This is a genomic window from Streptomyces sp. NPDC015242 (assembly GCF_043079125.1).
In the GTDB taxonomy this organism is placed as follows: Bacteria; Actinomycetota; Actinomycetes; order Streptomycetales; family Streptomycetaceae; genus Streptomyces.
The window spans coordinates 42,641-59,073 of the sequence record NZ_JBIBUF010000008.1 but is presented as its reverse complement, the minus strand read 5'-3'; the positions used below and the strand labels follow the sequence as shown (position 1 = coordinate 59,073).

At 72.0% G+C, this 16,433-nt stretch carries 18 protein-coding genes; 11 read left to right on the top strand and 7 right to left on the bottom strand.

The window, feature by feature from the left end:
- The first annotated feature begins 12 nt into the window (after positions 1-12).
- Positions 13-333 carry a hypothetical protein gene (locus tag ACF07N_RS25780; protein ID WP_392117157.1) on the top strand — a complete coding sequence of 107 codons (321 nt, stop codon included), beginning with the start codon at positions 13-15 and terminating at the stop codon, positions 331-333.
- A gap of 74 nt (positions 334-407) precedes the next feature.
- Here ACF07N_RS25780 and ACF07N_RS25775 read toward each other — a convergent pair whose 3' ends face one another.
- Entirely contained in the window at positions 408-1,334 is a 927-nt protein-coding gene (locus tag ACF07N_RS25775; RefSeq protein WP_392117154.1) for an RNA polymerase sigma factor SigF, read from the bottom strand.
- Between the two features lie 238 nt (positions 1,335-1,572).
- On the opposite strand from ACF07N_RS25775, the gene ACF07N_RS25770 reads away from it, so the two are divergent.
- Positions 1,573-1,950 (top strand): STAS domain-containing protein, encoded by a 378-nt coding sequence (locus tag ACF07N_RS25770; protein WP_383330119.1) that lies wholly within the window; start codon positions 1,573-1,575, stop codon positions 1,948-1,950.
- A gap of 242 nt (positions 1,951-2,192) precedes the next feature.
- Entirely contained in the window at positions 2,193-2,747 is a 555-nt protein-coding gene (locus ACF07N_RS25765; protein WP_383330122.1) for an ATP-binding protein, read from the top strand.
- A 435-nt stretch (positions 2,748-3,182) separates the two neighbouring features.
- Here the strand turns inward: ACF07N_RS25765 and ACF07N_RS25760 are convergent, their stop codons facing one another.
- Entirely contained in the window at positions 3,183-4,721 is a 1,539-nt protein-coding gene (locus ACF07N_RS25760) for a peptide MFS transporter (protein WP_392117150.1), read from the bottom strand.
- Between the two features lie 516 nt (positions 4,722-5,237).
- On the opposite strand from ACF07N_RS25760, the gene ACF07N_RS25755 reads away from it, so the two are divergent.
- Together ACF07N_RS25755 and ACF07N_RS25750 are read left to right on the top strand one after the other, a co-directional pair.
- A complete protein-coding gene (locus ACF07N_RS25755) occupies positions 5,238-5,915 on the top strand; it encodes a response regulator transcription factor (protein ID WP_010034575.1) in 678 nt (225 codons plus the stop codon).
- A 34-nt stretch (positions 5,916-5,949) separates the two neighbouring features.
- Complete coding sequence (locus ACF07N_RS25750; protein ID WP_392117147.1) at positions 5,950-7,227, top strand: ATP-binding protein; 1,278 nt, start codon at positions 5,950-5,952, stop codon at positions 7,225-7,227.
- A 19-nt stretch (positions 7,228-7,246) separates the two neighbouring features.
- On the opposite strand, the gene ACF07N_RS25745 is transcribed toward ACF07N_RS25750, so the two are convergent.
- On the bottom strand, positions 7,247-7,738 hold the full coding sequence (locus ACF07N_RS25745; RefSeq protein WP_392117144.1) for a GtrA family protein: 492 nt from the start codon (positions 7,736-7,738) through the stop codon (positions 7,247-7,249).
- A gap of 162 nt (positions 7,739-7,900) precedes the next feature.
- Between ACF07N_RS25745 and ACF07N_RS25740 the strand changes: the two genes are divergently transcribed.
- The 3 genes from ACF07N_RS25740 to ACF07N_RS25730 are packed head-to-tail and all read left to right on the top strand — an operon-like array spanning position 7,901 to position 10,757.
- Positions 7,901-9,040, top strand: coding sequence for a 5-(carboxyamino)imidazole ribonucleotide synthase (locus ACF07N_RS25740; protein ID WP_392117141.1), 1,140 nt, complete (start codon positions 7,901-7,903; stop codon positions 9,038-9,040).
- Positions 9,037-9,564, top strand: coding sequence for a 5-(carboxyamino)imidazole ribonucleotide mutase (gene purE / locus ACF07N_RS25735; RefSeq protein WP_383330137.1), 528 nt, complete (start codon positions 9,037-9,039; stop codon positions 9,562-9,564). Before ACF07N_RS25740 ends, purE begins: the two co-directional genes overlap by 4 nt.
- Positions 9,565-9,569: 5 nt before the next feature.
- Positions 9,570-10,757, top strand: a complete 1,188-nt coding sequence (locus ACF07N_RS25730) for a dipeptidase (protein WP_392117138.1) — start codon at positions 9,570-9,572, stop codon at positions 10,755-10,757.
- On the opposite strand, the gene ACF07N_RS25725 is transcribed toward ACF07N_RS25730, so the two are convergent.
- Positions 10,697-11,839 carry an alkene reductase gene (locus tag ACF07N_RS25725; protein ID WP_392117135.1) on the bottom strand — a complete coding sequence of 381 codons (1,143 nt, stop codon included), beginning with the start codon at positions 11,837-11,839 and terminating at the stop codon, positions 10,697-10,699. The genes ACF07N_RS25730 and ACF07N_RS25725 overlap by 61 nt on opposite strands.
- Positions 11,840-11,891: 52 nt before the next feature.
- On the opposite strand from ACF07N_RS25725, the gene ACF07N_RS25720 reads away from it, so the two are divergent.
- Together ACF07N_RS25720 and ACF07N_RS25715 are read left to right on the top strand one after the other, a co-directional pair.
- Positions 11,892-12,251 carry a MerR family transcriptional regulator gene (locus tag ACF07N_RS25720; RefSeq protein WP_392118042.1) on the top strand — a complete coding sequence of 120 codons (360 nt, stop codon included), beginning with the start codon at positions 11,892-11,894 and terminating at the stop codon, positions 12,249-12,251.
- 105 nt (positions 12,252-12,356) lie between these two features.
- Positions 12,357-13,490 (top strand): dipeptidase, encoded by a 1,134-nt coding sequence (locus ACF07N_RS25715; RefSeq protein WP_392117132.1) that lies wholly within the window; start codon positions 12,357-12,359, stop codon positions 13,488-13,490.
- A 54-nt stretch (positions 13,491-13,544) separates the two neighbouring features.
- Here the strand turns inward: ACF07N_RS25715 and ACF07N_RS25710 are convergent, their stop codons facing one another.
- Together ACF07N_RS25710 and ACF07N_RS25705 are read right to left on the bottom strand one after the other, a co-directional pair.
- Complete coding sequence (locus ACF07N_RS25710) at positions 13,545-13,937, bottom strand: VOC family protein (protein WP_383330149.1); 393 nt, start codon at positions 13,935-13,937, stop codon at positions 13,545-13,547.
- A gap of 14 nt (positions 13,938-13,951) precedes the next feature.
- The gene (locus ACF07N_RS25705) at positions 13,952-14,323 is read right to left on the bottom strand and encodes a VOC family protein (RefSeq protein WP_383345380.1); all 372 of its coding nucleotides are present in this window, start codon (positions 14,321-14,323) and stop codon (positions 13,952-13,954) included.
- A gap of 117 nt (positions 14,324-14,440) precedes the next feature.
- On the opposite strand from ACF07N_RS25705, the gene ACF07N_RS25700 reads away from it, so the two are divergent.
- Positions 14,441-14,950 (top strand): CGNR zinc finger domain-containing protein, encoded by a 510-nt coding sequence (locus ACF07N_RS25700; RefSeq protein ID WP_383330155.1) that lies wholly within the window; start codon positions 14,441-14,443, stop codon positions 14,948-14,950.
- Positions 14,951-15,054: 104 nt separating this feature from the next.
- Here ACF07N_RS25700 and ACF07N_RS25695 read toward each other — a convergent pair whose 3' ends face one another.
- Positions 15,055-16,398, bottom strand: coding sequence for a UDP-glucose dehydrogenase family protein (locus ACF07N_RS25695; RefSeq protein ID WP_392117128.1), 1,344 nt, complete (start codon positions 16,396-16,398; stop codon positions 15,055-15,057).
- Positions 16,399-16,433 lie beyond the last annotated feature (35 nt).

Here is a 16,433-nt window from a genome sequence, read left to right as displayed (position 1 = left end):
GGGCGGGAACGAATGGCGAGGCACTGGCCGGCACCGCTTCTGGTGAACCTGCTGCTCGGCGTCCCGGGCGTGGTGCCGTTCTGGCTGCTCTGGTACGTCACGGTCAACGGGCCGCTGGCCGCGCTCGGCTGGACCAAGCGGGAACCCACGGAGAACGACGGCATGGCCCTCTGGCTCGTGATCGTCGTCCCCGTCGTGACGCTGTACGGGCTGATCTGGTGGCTCGCCAACACGCCGCTGCGGCGCCGGACGGCGCTCACGCCGCGCACCTACTGGGCCGTGAGCCTGACGGCTCCGCTCGTCCCGACGGCGGCGCTGATCCTCAACGGGTGAGCGACGGGCGGCGGCACGCGCCTGGGGGCGGGCCCTGAGGCCCGCCCCCGAAGGACACGATCACCCGGTGAGGCTCACTCCTCGACCGTCAGCCCCTTGCGCAGCCGCACCAGCGTCCGCGACAGCAGCCGCGAGACGTGCATCTGCGAGATGCCGAGTTCCTCGCCGATCTCCGACTGGGTCATGCCGGCGACGAACCGCAGCGACAGGATCTTCCGGTCGCGGGGCGGGAGTTCCGCGATGAGCGGCTTCAACGACTCGACGTACTCGATGCCTTCGAGTCCGTGGTCCTCGTAGCCGATGCGGTCCGCGAGCGCGCCCTCGGAGTCGTCCTCCTCCGGCTGGGCGTCCAGCGAGGAGGCGGTGTAGGCGTTGGACGCGGCCATGCCCTCGACGACCTCGTCGTTGGTGATGCCGAGCCGCTCGGCCAGTTCGTGCACCGTCGGGGCGCGGTCCAGCTTCTGCGCCAGCTCGTCACCGGCCTTGGCCAGGTCGAGCCGCAGTTCCTGGAGCCGGCGCGGCACGCGCACGGACCACGAGGTGTCACGGAAGAAGCGCTTGATCTCGCCGATGATGGTCGGCATCGCGAACGTGGGGAACTCGACACCGCGGGACAGCTCGAAGCGGTCGATCGCCTTGATCAGGCCGATGGTGCCGACCTGGATGATGTCCTCCATCGGCTCGCTGCGGGAGCGGAAGCGGGAGGCGGCGAACTTGACCAGCGCCAGGTTCAGTTCGACGAGCGTGTTGCGGACGTACGAGTACTCGGGGGTGCCTTCCTCCAGCGACTCCAGCCGCTCGAAGAGGGTCTTCGACAGGGCCCGTGCGTCGACCGCGTCGACTTCCTCGTACGGGGGGATGTCCGGAAGTCCGGAGAGAAGGTCGTCGGGTGTGACGAGCGTCTCGTCCTGCTCGATGGGATCCAGATGTTCCGGAGGGGGTGTCGACGTCGCTTTCGGGGTACGCGATGCGTCGAGCCGGGGTGACATGATGTCCTCCATCGTTCTCGGCATATGGCTGCCGGAGCCAGTACGTGCACTGCGGTGTGCGGCGCCTCCAAAGCCGGCCGTGTCGGTTACGTGTCCTTACTAGGCCTACCCGCTTCCGTGAGTCGACCGCAAGTGCGTTCTGCGGGCATATGTCCGTTTGTGTGTGGTTGTTCGGGTGTCGGAGTGTGTGAGGAAGGCGTAGTGTTCGAGGGCGTCAGCAACAGCCACGACGTCGGGAGAGAGAGACGGCATGGACCGCGGGACGGTCGGCAGCGCACAGTCTGGCCGGCTTCTGGTGGAGGTGCGGGAAGAGGGCCCCAGTGCCGTCGTGACCCCGGCGGGTGAGTTGGATCACCACACCGCCGATCTGTTGCGCGAGCCTCTGGAGGACTGTCTCGCCAAGGGGTTCAAGCGCCTGGTCATCGACTGCACGCGCCTTGAGTTCTGTGACTCCACGGGGCTGAACGTGCTCCTCGGGGCGCGCCTGAAGGCCGAGGCCGCCGGTGGCGGCGTGGCGCTCGCCGGGATGCAGCCGGTGGTGGCACGCGTGTTCGAAATCACCGGGGCGGACGCGGTCTTCAGCGTCCACGACACGCTCGAGGCGGCCCTCGCCGACGAGTCGGGCTGACCGGCGTGCCCCGGCCCGCCGCGCCCCTGACGCTCCCCTGTGACCGGTGTCCTGTCCCTGTCACAAGTTTCGTGCGCAATACAGGGGTGTTCCCCCGGTCCCCCCGGGCAGGAGTCATCCTGAGCCTGTCGGCTGCGGGGTGACCGGGGGTGCTGGGCAACCGACGTGCCGCGCACTGCGTGACTGACTGTGTACTGACTCTTTTGAATCGTGAACTGGTGAATCGGTGAGGTGAAGCGCTGATGAGCACCACCCGGCCTTACTCGCCGGGCGACCGCGGGCCGGAGCCCAGCGGCGCTTCCGGGGCGTCCGAGGGTGGCGTGGCGGCAGCCGGCCCGTCCGGCGAGGGCACGGCCCGGCCGGAGGGAGCCGCGGCGCCGCCGGGGGGCCGGCAGGTGCGCCGGCTGAGCTTCGAGGGGGCGAGCGGGGTCGTCCCGCTCGCGCGCGACTTCACCCGCCAGGCGCTGTACGCGTGGGGCTGGCTGCCCGCCGACTCCGCCGACCAGCGGGCCGCCGCCGAGGACGTCCTGCTCGTCGTCTCCGAGCTGGTCACCAACGCCTGCCTGCACGCCGAGGGGCCCGACCAGCTCCGGATCACCTGTGACAACAAAGTCATCCGCATAGAGGTCTCCGACCGCGGCACCGGCCAGCCGGCACCCCGGACACCCCACCGGGCGGGACGCCCCGGCGGCCACGGCATGTTCATCGTCCAGCGTCTCTGCCTGGACTGGGGCGTCGTGCGCACCCCCGGGGTCGACGGCAAGACGGTCTGGGCCGAACTCGGCGCACCCGCCTGACGTCACGGCCCTGACCGTCCGGGCCCGTGTGCCTCGCCGCCTCCGGCCGTCCGGGCCCGTGTGCCGCGCACACCTCGCCGCCTCCGGCCGTCCGGGTGAATGCCCTCCGTACGGCCGAACGGGTGACACGCACCCCGGCCGCTCGGCCGCCGCTCCTCCACCGGGCTTCCTGCTGCGCCCCGCGCCACCCGCCGGACCGCCCTTCTTCCCTCACGCGCGCCGGGCGGAAATCGACGGCCCGGCCTGATCCGCCGTCAGGAGGGCGAAGAGGCGCGGCGCCGTGTCGTACCGGAAGCCCGCCCGGCCGGCTCCCCGCCCGCCCGGGACGCGGGCCCACCGGGAAGCCGCAGGTCGTGACGGGCGCGGGGGGGGGTATGCACGAGGGCCGCCGCACCTCTCGGTGCGGCGGCCCTCGTCATGCTCCGGTGGCCGGCGTCAGTGGACGTCGCCCATCAGGGCCTTGACCTTCCGGCGGTACATGTAGACCGCGACACCCGCGAGGGCGGCCAGCGCGGCCTCCACGGCCACCGCGCCGGTGCCGCTCAGGTCCACGCCGCCGACGGCCGGGTTGGAGAGCAGACCCGTCACCGAGTCGCCCGCCGTGACCGCGAGGAACCAGACGCCCATCATCTGGCTGGCGTACTTGGCCGGGGCCATCTTCGTCGTCACGGACAGGCCGACCGGGGAGAGGCACAGCTCGCCGACGGTCTGGATCAGGTAGATGCCCACCAGCCACATCGGGCTGACCAGCTTCTCGCCGTCGGCCATGCCCAGCGGCAGCAGGAAGAAGAAGAACGAGACGCCGATGAAGAACAGGGCCGCGGCGAACTTGGCGACCGTGCTCGGCTCCTTGCCCTTGCGGTTCAGCCACAGCCAGAACCAGGCGAAGACCGGGGCCAGCGCCATGATGAAGACCGGGTTCAGCGACTGGTACCAGGACGACGGGAAGTCGAAGCCGAGCAGCGAGCCGGAGGCCTTCGTCTCACCGAACGCCTGGACCGTGGAACCGCCCTGGTCGTAGATCATCCAGAACACGGCGGCCGCGACGAAGAACCAGATGTAACCGGTCATCTTCGACTGCTCGACGTCGCTCAGTTCCTTGTCCCGCTTGATGCGGATGAGCACGCCGGCCGGGATGACCAGGCCGATCACGGTGAGCGGGATCATCGCCCAGTTGAGGGTGAAGTGGCCGGTGAAGCCGACGACGCCGTAGAAGACGGTCGCGACGATCAGCCACAGCAGGCCCTTGCGCAGCCAGGCGGTGCGCTCCTCGGCGGCCAGCGGCTTGGGCACGACGTTGCTCTGCGGGCTCAGGTTGCGGGTGCCGAGCAGGAAGGCGATCAGGCCGATGCCCATGCCGACCGCGGCCAGGCCGAAGCCGAGGTGCCAGCTGACCTGCTGGCCGACGGTGCCGATGATCAGCGGCGCGAAGAAGGCACCCATGTTGATGCCCATGTAGAAGATCGTGAAGCCGCCGTCACGGCGCGGGTCGTCCGGGCCGTCGTAGAGGTGGCCGACCATCGTGGAGATGTTGGCCTTCAGCAGGCCGGAGCCGAGCGCCACCAGCGCCAGACCCGCGAAGAAGGGCGCCTGGCCGCCGGGCAGGGCCAGCACCAGGTGACCCGCCATGATCGTGACGGCCGCGATCGTCACCGTCTTGCGCGGCCCCCAGACCCGGTCGCCGAGCCAGCCGCCCGGCATCGCGAGCAGGTACACCATCGACAGGTACACCGAGTAGATCGCCGTCGTGGTGGCGAGGTCCATGCCCAGACCGCCGCCCATGCTGCCCTTCTTGGCGTCCGGTCCGCCGGAGAGCAGGTAGACGACGAGCAGGGCCCGCATGCCGTAGAAGCTGAACCGCTCCCACATCTCGGTCATGAAGAGGGTGGCCAGTCCGCGGGGGTGGCCGAAGAAGGTCTTCTCGGAGCCGGGGCTTCCCGGGCGGGCCGAGTCCTTCGTCAGGCTGGACGCCATGGTGGTTCCTTGCTGCTCGGGACGCGCCTTCCGCGACTGCGGTGGTGCGCCCGGTGTGGGGGCTGCCGGCACCGGTGGGTACGGCCGTCCGTCCGACGCCTACGGAGTCCGCTCCGGATCACGAAGCGGTGGGCGGCCGCCACCGGGATCCACGCCCCCGCGCGCGTCACCGCACGAGGAGGCCCGGCAACAGGTCGTTTCACATGGGGGCCGGCGGCAAACCGGCCCGCACACAAAAGAGACCTTCAGGGCGAACGGCCTCCGAAGGTCGCCACGGTGCTACAGGCGTTGATTCACCATACGGCAGGACACCGCCGCATATGGAAGGACTTGAGACACGGATCACAGGTGATAAGGGAACCGTACGCCTTGATTCCAAGGTCCTTAACAAGATCCCACCCCACAGGCACAGGTCCGACCGGTTCCCCCGCGGCGTAAGAACCCGGTGTGGAGTGGGTAAGAAGCGGCTTCCCGGTCACACCCCGGCCCAGGGCGTCGCAGGTCTACCATCACCTCATGACCCGAGTACTGCTCGCCGAGGACGACGCGTCCATCTCGGAGCCGCTGGCCCGTGCTCTGCGCCGGGAGGGCTACGAGGTCGAGGTGCGTGAGGACGGACCCACCGCTCTCGACGCCGGAATGCAGGGCGGCGTCGACCTGGTCGTGCTCGACCTGGGTCTGCCCGGGATGGACGGGCTGGAGGTGGCCCGGCGCCTGCGCGGCGAGGGTCACAGCATCCCGATCCTCATCCTGACCGCCCGCGCCGACGAGGTGGACACCGTGGTGGGGCTCGACGCGGGCGCCGACGACTACGTCACCAAGCCGTTCCGGCTGGCCGAGCTGCTCGCCCGGGTCCGGGCCCTGCTCCGGCGCGGCGCCGCCGAGCCGCAGCAGCCGCCCGCCACCCACGGCGTGCGCATCGACGTCGAGTCGCACCGCGCCTGGATGGGCGAGGAGGAGCTCCAGCTCACCGCCAAGGAGTTCGACCTGCTGCGGGTGCTGGTGCGCGACGCGGGCCGGGTCGTCACCCGGGACCAGCTGATGCGCGAGGTCTGGGACACCACCTGGTGGTCCTCGACCAAGACCCTCGACATGCACATCTCCTGGCTGCGCAAGAAGCTCGGCGACGACGCGGCCAACCCCCGCTACATCGCGACCGTGCGCGGTGTGGGCTTCCGCTTCGAGAAGAGCTGAGCGCGGGGCGGACACGGGTATCGGGTAAGAGGACATGCGCCGCCGACTGATCCAGTCCACGCTCGCCGTGGTGCTGGTCGTGATCGCCGTCTTCGGCGTCTCGCTCGTCATCGTCGAGACCCGGACGATCAGCAACAGCGCCCGGGAACGGGTGGAGTCCGAGGCGGTGCGGCTGGCCAGCATCGTCGACAGCCGGCTCTTCGTCGCCCAGCAGGTCGACGCGGAGGTGCTGCGCGAGCAGGTCACGCAGGACCGCTACTACGCGGTGATCCGGATCCCCGGCGAGGCGCCCATCGAGGTCGGCCCCAAGCCCTCCGGTGACGTCATCGAGGCGACCGCGCCCGGCGAGGAGGGCGAGACGGTCACCGTGCAGGAGCCGCGCTCCTCGGTCACGCGGGAGGTCGGCCGGACCCTGCTGATCATCGCCCTGGTGGCGCTGCTGGCGGTGGTGGCGGCGGTGCTGCTGGCGGTGCGCCAGGCGAACCGGCTGGCGTCGCCGCTGACCGACCTCGCGGAGACGGCCGAGCGGCTCGGCTCGGGTGACCCGCGCCCGCGGCACAAGCGCTACGGCGTGCCCGAGCTGGACCGGGTCGCGGACGTGCTGGACGGCTCCGCCGAGCGCATCGCGCGCATGCTGACCGCCGAGCGGCGGCTCGCCGCGGACGCCTCCCACCAGCTGCGCACGCCGCTCACGGCGCTGTCCATGCGGCTGGAGGAGATCACCCTCACCGACGACCCGGACACGGTGAAGGAGGAGGCGACGATCGCGCTGACGCAGGTCGAGCGGCTCACGGACGTCGTGGAACGGCTGCTGACCAACTCGCGCGATCCGCGCACGGGCTCCGCCGTCACCTTCGACCTCGACGAGGTCATCCAGCAGCAGCTCGCCGAGTGGCGGCCCGCCTACCGCAGCGCCGGACGGGCCATCGTCAGCTCCGGCAAACGCCACCTCCAGGCGGTCGGCACGCCCGGGGCGGTCGCCCAGGTGCTGGCCGCGCTGATCGAGAACTCGCTGATGCACGGGGGCGGCACGGTCGCGCTGCGCACCCGCGTCACCGGCAACCAGGCCGTCATCGAGGTCACCGACGAGGGCCCCGGCATCCCGGCCGACCTGGGCGCCCGCATCTTCGAGCGCGCGATCAGCGGCCGGAACTCCACGGGCATCGGCCTCGCCGTCGCCCGCGACCTGGCGGAGGCCGACGGCGGCCGTCTGGAGATGCTCCAGACCAAGCCCCCGGTCTTCGGCCTGTTCCTGTCCCGCACGGCCGTCCGCAAGCAGGCGGACGGCGGGGACGAGCCGACGATCCGCTGACCGGACCGTCGCGGCCCGGCTACGGCACCCGCTGCCGGGTGCGCTCCCGCTCCAGGATCGACTCCGCGTCCGTCACGGCCTCCGGGGCGGGCAGCGCGCGGAACACCCAGGTGCGGTACGACCAGAAGCGGAACAGCGTGGCGATCCCGATGCCGACGAACTTGAAGACGTTGTTCTGCAGCGGGGTGTCCCAGCCGAAGCCGTAGGTCGCCGTGTACAGCACGCCGTTCTCGATGACCAGTCCGACCGCGCTGAACAGCAGGAACAGGGTCAGCTCCCGCGTGCGGCGGGTCTTGTCGCGGTCGCGGTAGGTGAAGTACCGGAAGCCGACGTAGTTGAAGACGATCGCGACGACGGTCGCGACGACGCTCGCCCGGACCACCGGGAGGTCGGTGACGTGCCGTACGAGGTTGAACACGAGCAGGTTGACCAGCACGCCCGCCCCGCCGACCGCGCCGAACTTGGCGACCTCGTGGACGAGTCGCCGGAGCCGCGAAGCACCATGTCCCATGGTCGTGCAGGCCCCCGTCCGTGGTTGGCGTCAACCCAGCCATGCTAACCACCCTCGTACGCGATCTTCCTGTGGATGCCCGGGGACGGCCGGAGATGGTCCGGACCGGTGCGGGGAGGGACGGGAAACCGGCCACCCTGGCGCGGCCGATACCCTGGGGGCGTGACGTTCCCGGTAGTCGGCATGGTCGGCGGGGGCCAGCTCGCGCGTATGACGCACGAGGCTGGCATCCCGCTCGGCATCAGGTTCAAGCTCCTCAGTGACACCCCGCAGGACTCCGCCGCGCAGGTCGTGAGCGATGTCGTCGTCGGCGACTATCGCGATCTCGACACGCTGCGTGAGTTCGCGCGCGGGTGCGACGTGATCACCTTCGATCACGAACACGTACCCACCGAGCACCTCCGGGCGCTGGAGGCGGACGGCATCCCCGTGCGCCCCGGCCCGGACGCGCTGGTGCACGCCCAGGACAAGGGGGTGATGCGTGCGAAGCTCGACGCGATCGGCGTGCCCTGCCCCCGGCACCGGATCGTGTCCGATCCGCAGGACGTGGCCGCCTTCGCGGCCGAGGGCGAGGGTTTCCCCGTCGTCCTCAAGACCGTCCGCGGCGGCTACGACGGCAAGGGCGTGTGGGTCGTCGGCTCCGTCGAGGAGGCCGCCGAGCCGTTCAAGGCCGGTGTCCCCGTGCTCGCCGAGGAGAAGGTCGACTTCGCCCGCGAGCTCGCCGCCAACGTCGTCCGCTCGCCGCACGGCCAGGCCGTCGCCTACCCGGTCGTGGAGTCGCGGCAGGTCGACGGCGTCTGCGACACGGTCATCGCCCCGGCGCCCGACCTCGACGAGGCCCTGGCCCTGCAGGCCTCCGAGATGGCGCTGAACATCGCCAAGGAACTCGGCGTGGTCGGCCACCTCGCGGTCGAGCTGTTCCAGACCCGCGACGGCCGCATCCTCGTCAACGAGCTCGCGATGCGCCCGCACAACTCCGGCCACTGGTCGATGGACGGCGCGGTCACCAGCCAGTTCGCCAACCACGTCCGCGCGGTCCTGGACCTGCCCCTGGGCGACCCGCGCCCGCGCGCGAAGTGGACCGTGATGGTCAACGTCCTCGGCGGCGACTTCCCGGACATGTACTCGGCGTACCTGCACTGCATGGCCCGCGACCCGCAGCTCAAGATCCACATGTACGGCAAGGACGTGAAGCCCGGCCGCAAGGTCGGTCACGTGAACACCTACGGCGACGACCTGGACGACGTGCTGGAGCGCGCCCGTCACGCTGCCGGCTACCTGAGAGGCACCATCACCGAATGAGCCCTGTTGTTGGCATCGTCATGGGGTCGGACTCCGACTGGCCCGTCATGGAGGCCGCCGCCAAGGCCCTGGACGAGTTCGAGATCGCCTACGAGGTCGACGTCGTCTCCGCGCACCGGATGCCGCGCGAGATGGTCGCCTACGGCGAGCAGGCCGACGCCCGCGGGCTCAAGGTGATCATCGCCGGGGCGGGCGGCGCCGCCCACCTGCCCGGCATGCTCGCCTCGGTCACGCCGCTGCCGGTCATCGGCGTGCCCGTGCCGCTGAAGTACCTCGACGGCATGGACAGCCTGCTGTCGATCGTGCAGATGCCGGCCGGTGTGCCGGTCGCCACGGTCTCGGTCGCCGGTGCCCGCAACGCCGGGCTGCTGGCGGCCCGCATCCTCGCCGCCCACGACGAGGAACTGCGCGCCCGGATGCGCGAGTTCCAGCAGGAGCTCAACGACCAGGCCACCGAGAAGGGCAAGCGCCTGCGCTCCAAGGTCGAGGGCACGGGCGGCTTCGGCTTCGGCGCGGGGAAGTGACGACGATGACCTCCCGGGAGGCGGCCCGGGAACTCCTGAGCGAGTTCCCGGTGGCCGACGGGCACAACGACCTGCCCTGGGCCCTGCGCGAGCAGGTCCGCTACGACCTCGACGCCCGGGACGTCGCCGTCGACCAGAGCGAGCACCTGCACACCGACATCCCGCGGCTCAGGGCCGGCGGGGTCGGTGCGCAGTACTGGTCGGTGTACGTCCGCACCGACGCGCCCGACCCGGTCGCGGCCACACTGGAGCAGATCGACTGCGTGCGGCAGCTGATCGCCCGCCACCCGGCGGACCTGCGCCCGGCGCTCACCGCCGCCGACATGGAGGCCGCGCGCGAAGAGGGCCGCATCGCCTCGCTGATGGGGGCGGAGGGCGGCCACTCCATCGCCAACTCCCTGGGCACCCTGCGCGGCCTGCACGGACTGGGCGTGCGCTACCTGACGCTCACCCACAACGACAACGTCGACTGGGCGGACTCCGCGACCGACGAGCCGCGGGCCGGCGGCCTCACCGCGTTCGGCCGCGAGGTCGTGCGGGAGATGAACCGCCTCGGCATGCTCGTCGACCTGTCCCACGTGGCGGCGACGACCATGCGGGACGCGCTCGACGCGAGCTCGGCCCCGGTGATCTTCTCCCACTCCTCGGCGCGGGCCGTGTGCGACCACCCGCGCAACGTCCCGGACGACGTCCTGGAGCGGTTGCCTGCCAACGGCGGCATGGCGATGGTGACGTTCGTGCCGAAGTTCGTGCTGCAGGCGGCGGTGGACTGGACGGCCGCGGCCGACGAGAACATGCGCGCCCACGGCTTCCACCACCTCGACACCACCGCGGAGGCCATGAAGGTCCACCGCGCCTTCGAGGAGCGCCACCCGCGCCCGGTCGCCACCGTGGCCACGGTCGCCGACCACCTGGACCACATGCGCGAGGTCGCCGGCGTCGACCACCTCGGCATCGGCGGCGACTACGACGGCACGGCCTTCACCCCGGACGGCCTGGACGACGTCTCTGGCTACCCGAACCTGATCGCCGAACTGCTCGACCGGGGCTGGTCGAAGGCCGACCTGGCCAAGCTGACCTGGAAGAACGCGGTACGCGTGCTGGGCGCGGCCGAGGACGTGGCACGGGGGCTTCAGCAGACCCGGTCGCCGTCCAACGCCACCATCGAGTCGCTGGACGCGCCCGCCTCCTGAGCGCCGAGGGCGGGGTAGTCGGTGTAGCCGGTCGCCCCGCCCACGTACATGAAGTACCGGTCCCGCACCGGGTTCAGCGGCGCGCCGAGCCGCAGCCGCTCCACCAGGTCGGGGTTGGCGAGGAAGGGCCGGCCGAGCGCGATCAGGTCGGCCCCCGCCTCCAGCAGCGCTCCGGACGCGGCGAGCACACCCCGCGGCGTCATCTCCCTCAGCACCGGATTGCCGACGAGCACGCCCGGCCAGGCGGCCCGCACCGACCGGAACACCGGGGTGGCCGGATCGGCGTGGACCAGGTGCAGGTAGGCGAGCCCCAGTCCGCCCAGCCGTTCGGCGAGCGCCGGATAGAGCTCCTCCGTCTCACCCTCCGCGATGCCGTTGACGGTGTTGCCGGGGGAGACCCGCAGCCCCACGCGCCCGGCCCCGATCTCGGCGGCCACGGCCTCGGTCACCTCCGCGGTGAACCGGATGCGCCGGGCGGCCGGCCCGCCCCAGCCGTCCGTGCGGAGGTTGGTGTTGCGGGCGAGGAACTGGTGGAGCAGATGGCCGTTGGCCGAGTGCACCTCCACGCCCTCGAATCCGGCGTCCAGCGCGTTGCGCGCGGCCCGGGCGAAGTCCGCGATCGTGGTGCGGATGTCCTCGGCGGTCATCTCCCGGGGCACCACGGCCGGCCGGAGCCCCCGCGGCGTGACGATCGTCCCGGGCAGCGGGACGGGGGAGGGCGCGAGCGGGGTGAGGCCGCTGGTCGCCGGGTGGCCCACCCGTCCGCCGTGCTGGAGCTGGAGGAACATCCGCCCGCCCGCCTCCCGCACGGCCTCGGTCACCCGCCGCCAGCCGGCCACGTGCGCCGGACGGTGGACGGCGGCGATGTTCGGGTACGTCTGCCCGGCCGCGTTCGGGGTCGAGGCCTCGGCGATGATCAGCCCGGCCGAGGCGCGCTGGGCGTAGTAGGTGGCCATGAGCGGGGTCGGTGTGCCGTCGGCCGCGGCCCGGTTCCGGGTCAGCGGGGCCATCACCAGCCGGTTGGGCAGATCGAGGGCGGGAAGCCGGAACGGCGCGAAGAGTGCTGTCGTCTGCTGCGTCATGCCCGTACGCTAGAACCTGACACTGATGTCAGAATCAAGTCCGGGAGGGCACGTGCGGATCGGCGAACTGGCCCGGCGCACCGGCGTGAGCGAGCGGTCGCTGCGCTACTACGAGCAGCAGGGGCTGCTCAGCTCCGAGCGGACCCCGGGCGGGCACCGGGAGTATCCGGAGAAGGCCGTGGACCGGGTCATCCGCATCCAGGAGCTGTACGTGGCCGGCCTGCGCAGCGCGAAGATCGCCGAGTTGCTGCCCTGCATGCGGGACAGCGACGGCGGCCCCTCCGTGGTCGCCACGCCGAAGCTCGTCGCCGACCTCACCGCCGAACGGGACCGCATCGACCGGATGATCGGCGACCTGGTCCGCTCCCGCGACACCCTGGACGAGGTCATCCAGGCGGCCCGGCTGCCCTGAGCCGCGACCCACCGGGCCGTACCCCGAACGCCGCTCCCACCAGGAACCGCCCCCCGCGCCGTGCGACGGTGACCGTACCTCACGAACGACCGTACGGGAGCCGCCATGGCAGACCTCCAGGACGACCTGCGCCCCACGGCCGCGGTCGGCGACTTCGACGACCTGGCCGGCCCGTACCCCGAGGAGGCCGTCGTCACGGCGGAGTCCTACGAGCCCGTCTCCGACCCGGACGACGCGCCGATGACCCGGGCGCACGCCATCCTCGCCGCGCACCCCGTCGCCGACGGCTACAACGGACTGCCCTGGGCCCTCAAACGCCTGTCGTACTACGACCTGGAGCTCGGCGAGAGCACCGTCGACACCGACGTGCCCCGGCTGCGCGAGGGCCATGTGGGCGCCCTGTTCTGGTCGTTGCACCTGCCCGAAGGGCTCGACGGGGACCGGGCCGTCGGCGCCACCCTGGAGCAGCTGGACCTGGCCAAGACGGTCGTCCGCGGCTGCGACGAGGGCCTGCGTCCCGCCGGCACGGCCGGGGAGGTCGTGGACGCGCGCAGCTGCGGCCGGGTCGCCGTGCTCTTCGGCCCCGCCGGAGCCTCGGCGGTGGGCGACTCCTTGGGCATCCTGCGCCAGCTGCACCTGCTCGGTCTGCGCGTGCTGACCCTGACCGGGGTGTCCTGGGCGAGCGAGGCGGGACTGACCCGGTTCGGCGAGGAGGTCGTGCGGGAGATGAACCGGCTCGGCGTGATCGCGGACCTCTCCGGCGCCTCACCGCAGACCCTGCGCCGCGCCCTCAGCCTCTCCCGGGCGCCCGTGCTGTGCAGCCGCTCCGCCGCCCGGGCCGTCCGCCCCCACCCGGCCAACCTCCCCGACGACCTGCTGGCGGAGCTGGGCGCGGCCAAGGGGCTGTGCCTGGTGCCGCTGACCGCCGAGCAGACGGGTCCGACCGTCCGCGACGTGGCCGACCACCTCGATCACATCCGGACCGTGGCCGGACCCCACAGCGTCGGCCTGTCCGGCACCTACGACACCGGCTCCGCCCACCCCCAGGAGCTCGGCGACACCTCCTGCTACCCGCGGCTGGTCGCCGAACTGCTGCGCCGCGGCTGGGAGGAGGCCGATGTGGCCCTGCTGACCTGGGGCAACGTCCAGCGCGTGCTGCGCGGCGCCGACTTCACCGCCCGCGCCGCCCAGCAGCGCCGCGCACCGTCCACGGCGACGATCTCGGACCTGGACGGCTGACGGGCCCGTCCTTCCGAACGGGCCCGCGGGGTCGGTCGGTCGTGTGAGGCGGGGTCAGCCGTGCTCGATCCGGCACAGGCAGAACGGATGCCCCACCGGATCGGCGTACACCCGGAAGTCCTTCTTCTCGTCGTCCTCCCGGTCCAGCACCCGCGCGCCCAGCGCCAGCACCCGCTCCTCGGCCGCGTCCATCTCCTCCCAGGTCGACCCGGCGTCGAAGTCCAGGTGGAACTGCTGGGCGTTGCGGTCGGCCCGCGGCCACTCCGGCGGCGTGTAGCCGGGCGAGCGCTGGAAGGCGAGCCGGGGCCCGCCGGGAACCCGCAGCACCACCCAGTCGGGGTCGTCGTCCTCCGGCGTGCCGCCGCCCACCTGTGCGTAGAAGCGGGCCAGCTCGCGCGGGTCGGGGCAGTCGACGACCACGGAACGGAAACGTGCCACAGCGGACATGGAGCCTCCCGGACTCAGCCTGCGCAGAGGCAGAACGGGTGCCCGGCCGGGTCGGCGTAAACCCGGAAGCTGCGCTGCCGGTCCTCGGTGTCCAGCGGCGTCGCGCCGAGCGCCAGTACGCCCTTCTCGGCCGTGTCGAGGTCCTCCACGTCCAGGTCGAGGTGGAACTGCTGCGAGTGCTCGGGCGAGGGCCACCGCGGCGGCACGTACCCGGGGGCGGCCTGGAACGCCAGCGCCGGTCCGCCCGGCACCTTCAGGTCCACCCACTCGTCCGCGCCGTCCGTCTGCACCGTCGGCGTCCCGCCGAGCACCTCCGCGTAGAAGCCCGCCAGGGCCCGCGGGTCGGGACAGTCCAGGACGACGACACCCATCGTGGCGAGAGCCATGACTTCCTCCTCGAAGTCGCTGTTACCCATAAGAGGCGGGTAAACGGTAACCGTTACCTCATGCTCCCGTATCGGCGGTAACCTCGCAAGGGAATTCGGGAGAGGTACGGTCCAGCCATGACGGAGAGATCGCCCGCGCCCGGCGGCCTGGCCCTGGTCGAGGCCCTGGTGAACACGCTGGACATCGAGTCGGGTGCCGACGCGCTGGACACGCCGGAGGGCCGGGCGCGCGTCGGGATCAGCCGGGACGACGAGGCGGCGGACGCCCGCGCGCTGCGCGAGTCGCTGCGGGCCGTCCTCCTCGCCCACGCCGGCCACCCGCCGCACCGCGAGGTGCCCCCGCTCGGCGAACTCCTGGCCGTGGCCCCCCTCGTCGTCGGGGTGGACCCGGCGGACGGCTCGGCCGCCCTCGTCCCCGCCGGCGGCCCCACCCTGCACGCGCGCGTGGCCGCCGCCGTCGCCGAGGCCCTCGTCGCCGGCACCTGGAACCGCCTGAAGGCCTGCGAGGCCCCCGACTGCCACTGGGCCTACTACGACCGCAGCCCGGCCGGCCGCGGCCGCTGGTGCTCGATGCAGGTCTGCGGGGCCCGGGCGAAGATGCGCCGCTACCGTGCCAAGGGGGCGTGACCCGCCCCCGCGCCCGGGCCCGGTGGGGCAGAATGCGACAAGACGCCGGTTCGGCCGACTGAGCCTCGGCCGAACCGGCGTCGCCTGTTCCCGTGTCCCAGGCCCTACGCCCGGGGACGCCCCATCGCCCGGTACGTCCAGCCGGCCTTGCGCCAGCGCTCCGGGTCCAGGGCGTTGCGGCCGTCCAGGATCACCCGGGCCGCCGCGACCTCGCCGAGGGCCTCCTCGTCCAGCTCGCGGAACTCCCGCCACTCGGTCAGGTGCAGCACGATGTCGGCGCCCCGCACGGCGTCCAGCGCCGAGTCCGCGTAGCCCAGGGTCGGGAAGACCCGGCGGGCGTTGTCCATGCCCTTGGGGTCGTACACCGTGACCTGGCCGCCCTGGAGGTGGATCTGCCCGGCCACGTTCAGCGCGGGGGAGTCCCGCACGTCGTCCGAGTCGGGCTTGAAGGTCGCGCCCAGCACCGCCACGCGCTTGCCGAGGAACGGCCCGCCACCCAGCGCCTGCCGGGTCAGCTCCACCATCTGCCCGCGCTGGCGCATGTTGATCGAGTCGATCTCCCGCAGGAACGTCAGCGCCTGGTCCGCGCCCAGCTCACCGGCGCGCGCCATGAACGCCCGGATGTCCTTCGGCAGGCAGCCGCCGCCGAAGCCGATCCCGGCCCGCAGGAACTTCTTGCCGATCCGGTCGTCGTAGCCGATCGCCTCGGCGAGCTTGGCGACGTCGCCGCCCGCCGCCTCGCACACCTCCGCCATGGCGTTGATGAAGGAGATCTTCGTGGCGAGGAAGGAGTTGGCGGACGTCTTCACCAGTTCGGCGGTCGGGAAGTCGGTCACCACGAAGGGCGAGCCCTCGGCGATCGGCGTCGCGTACACCTCCCGCAGCAGCTTCTCGGCCCGCTCGCTGCGCACGCCCACCACGATCCGGTCCGGGTGCAGGGTGTCGTCGACGGCGAAGCCCTCGCGCAGGAACTCCGGGTTCCAGGCCAGCTCGGCGTCCTCGCCGGCGGGCGCGTGCGCGGCCAGGTACGCCGCGAGCCGGTCCGCCGAGCCCACCGGCACCGTCGACTTGCCGACCACCAGCGCGGGCCCGCGCAGATGCGGCGCGAGCGAGGCGAACGCGGAGTCGACGTACGACATGTCGCAGGCGTACTCGCCGTGCCGCTGCGGGGTGTTCACGCAGACGAAGTGCACATCGCCGAAAGCGCCGATCTCGGCCCAGTCCTGGGTGAAGCGCAGCCGGCCGCTGGAGCCCTCGAACCCGGGGACGTGCCGGCGCAGCAGCTCGTCCAGACCCGGCTCGTACATCGGGGCCTCGCCCCGCTCCAGCTTCTCGATCTTCTCGGGGACGACGTCGAGAGCGAGCACCTCGAAACCCAGCTCGGCCATGGCCGCGGCGTGTGTCGCGCCGAGATAACCGGTGCCGATCACGGTGATCTTCAGGGCCATGGGTGCTCCAGGGGTCTACGGCATGTGGTGCGCGC

Coding starts and splice junctions, on each gene's coding strand:
- ACF07N_RS25780 (WP_392117157.1), top strand. CDS start 13: ATGGCGAGGCACTGGCCGGCACCGCTTCTGGTGAACCTGCTGCTCGGC.
- ACF07N_RS25775 (WP_392117154.1), bottom strand. CDS start 1,334: ATGGAGGACATCATGTCACCCCGGCTCGACGCATCGCGTACCCCGAAA.
- ACF07N_RS25770 (WP_383330119.1), top strand. CDS start 1,573: ATGGACCGCGGGACGGTCGGCAGCGCACAGTCTGGCCGGCTTCTGGTG.
- ACF07N_RS25765 (WP_383330122.1), top strand. CDS start 2,193: ATGAGCACCACCCGGCCTTACTCGCCGGGCGACCGCGGGCCGGAGCCC.
- ACF07N_RS25760 (WP_392117150.1), bottom strand. CDS start 4,721: ATGGCGTCCAGCCTGACGAAGGACTCGGCCCGCCCGGGAAGCCCCGGC.
- ACF07N_RS25755 (WP_010034575.1), top strand. CDS start 5,238: ATGACCCGAGTACTGCTCGCCGAGGACGACGCGTCCATCTCGGAGCCG.
- ACF07N_RS25750 (WP_392117147.1), top strand. CDS start 5,950: ATGCGCCGCCGACTGATCCAGTCCACGCTCGCCGTGGTGCTGGTCGTG.
- ACF07N_RS25745 (WP_392117144.1), bottom strand. CDS start 7,738: ATGGGACATGGTGCTTCGCGGCTCCGGCGACTCGTCCACGAGGTCGCC.
- purE (WP_383330137.1), top strand. CDS start 9,037: ATGAGCCCTGTTGTTGGCATCGTCATGGGGTCGGACTCCGACTGGCCC.
- ACF07N_RS25730 (WP_392117138.1), top strand. CDS start 9,570: ATGACCTCCCGGGAGGCGGCCCGGGAACTCCTGAGCGAGTTCCCGGTG.
- ACF07N_RS25725 (WP_392117135.1), bottom strand. CDS start 11,839: ATGACGCAGCAGACGACAGCACTCTTCGCGCCGTTCCGGCTTCCCGCC.
- ACF07N_RS25715 (WP_392117132.1), top strand. CDS start 12,357: ATGGCAGACCTCCAGGACGACCTGCGCCCCACGGCCGCGGTCGGCGAC.
- ACF07N_RS25710 (WP_383330149.1), bottom strand. CDS start 13,937: ATGTCCGCTGTGGCACGTTTCCGTTCCGTGGTCGTCGACTGCCCCGAC.
- ACF07N_RS25705 (WP_383345380.1), bottom strand. CDS start 14,323: ATGGCTCTCGCCACGATGGGTGTCGTCGTCCTGGACTGTCCCGACCCG.
- ACF07N_RS25700 (WP_383330155.1), top strand. CDS start 14,441: ATGACGGAGAGATCGCCCGCGCCCGGCGGCCTGGCCCTGGTCGAGGCC.
- ACF07N_RS25695 (WP_392117128.1), bottom strand. CDS start 16,398: ATGGCCCTGAAGATCACCGTGATCGGCACCGGTTATCTCGGCGCGACA.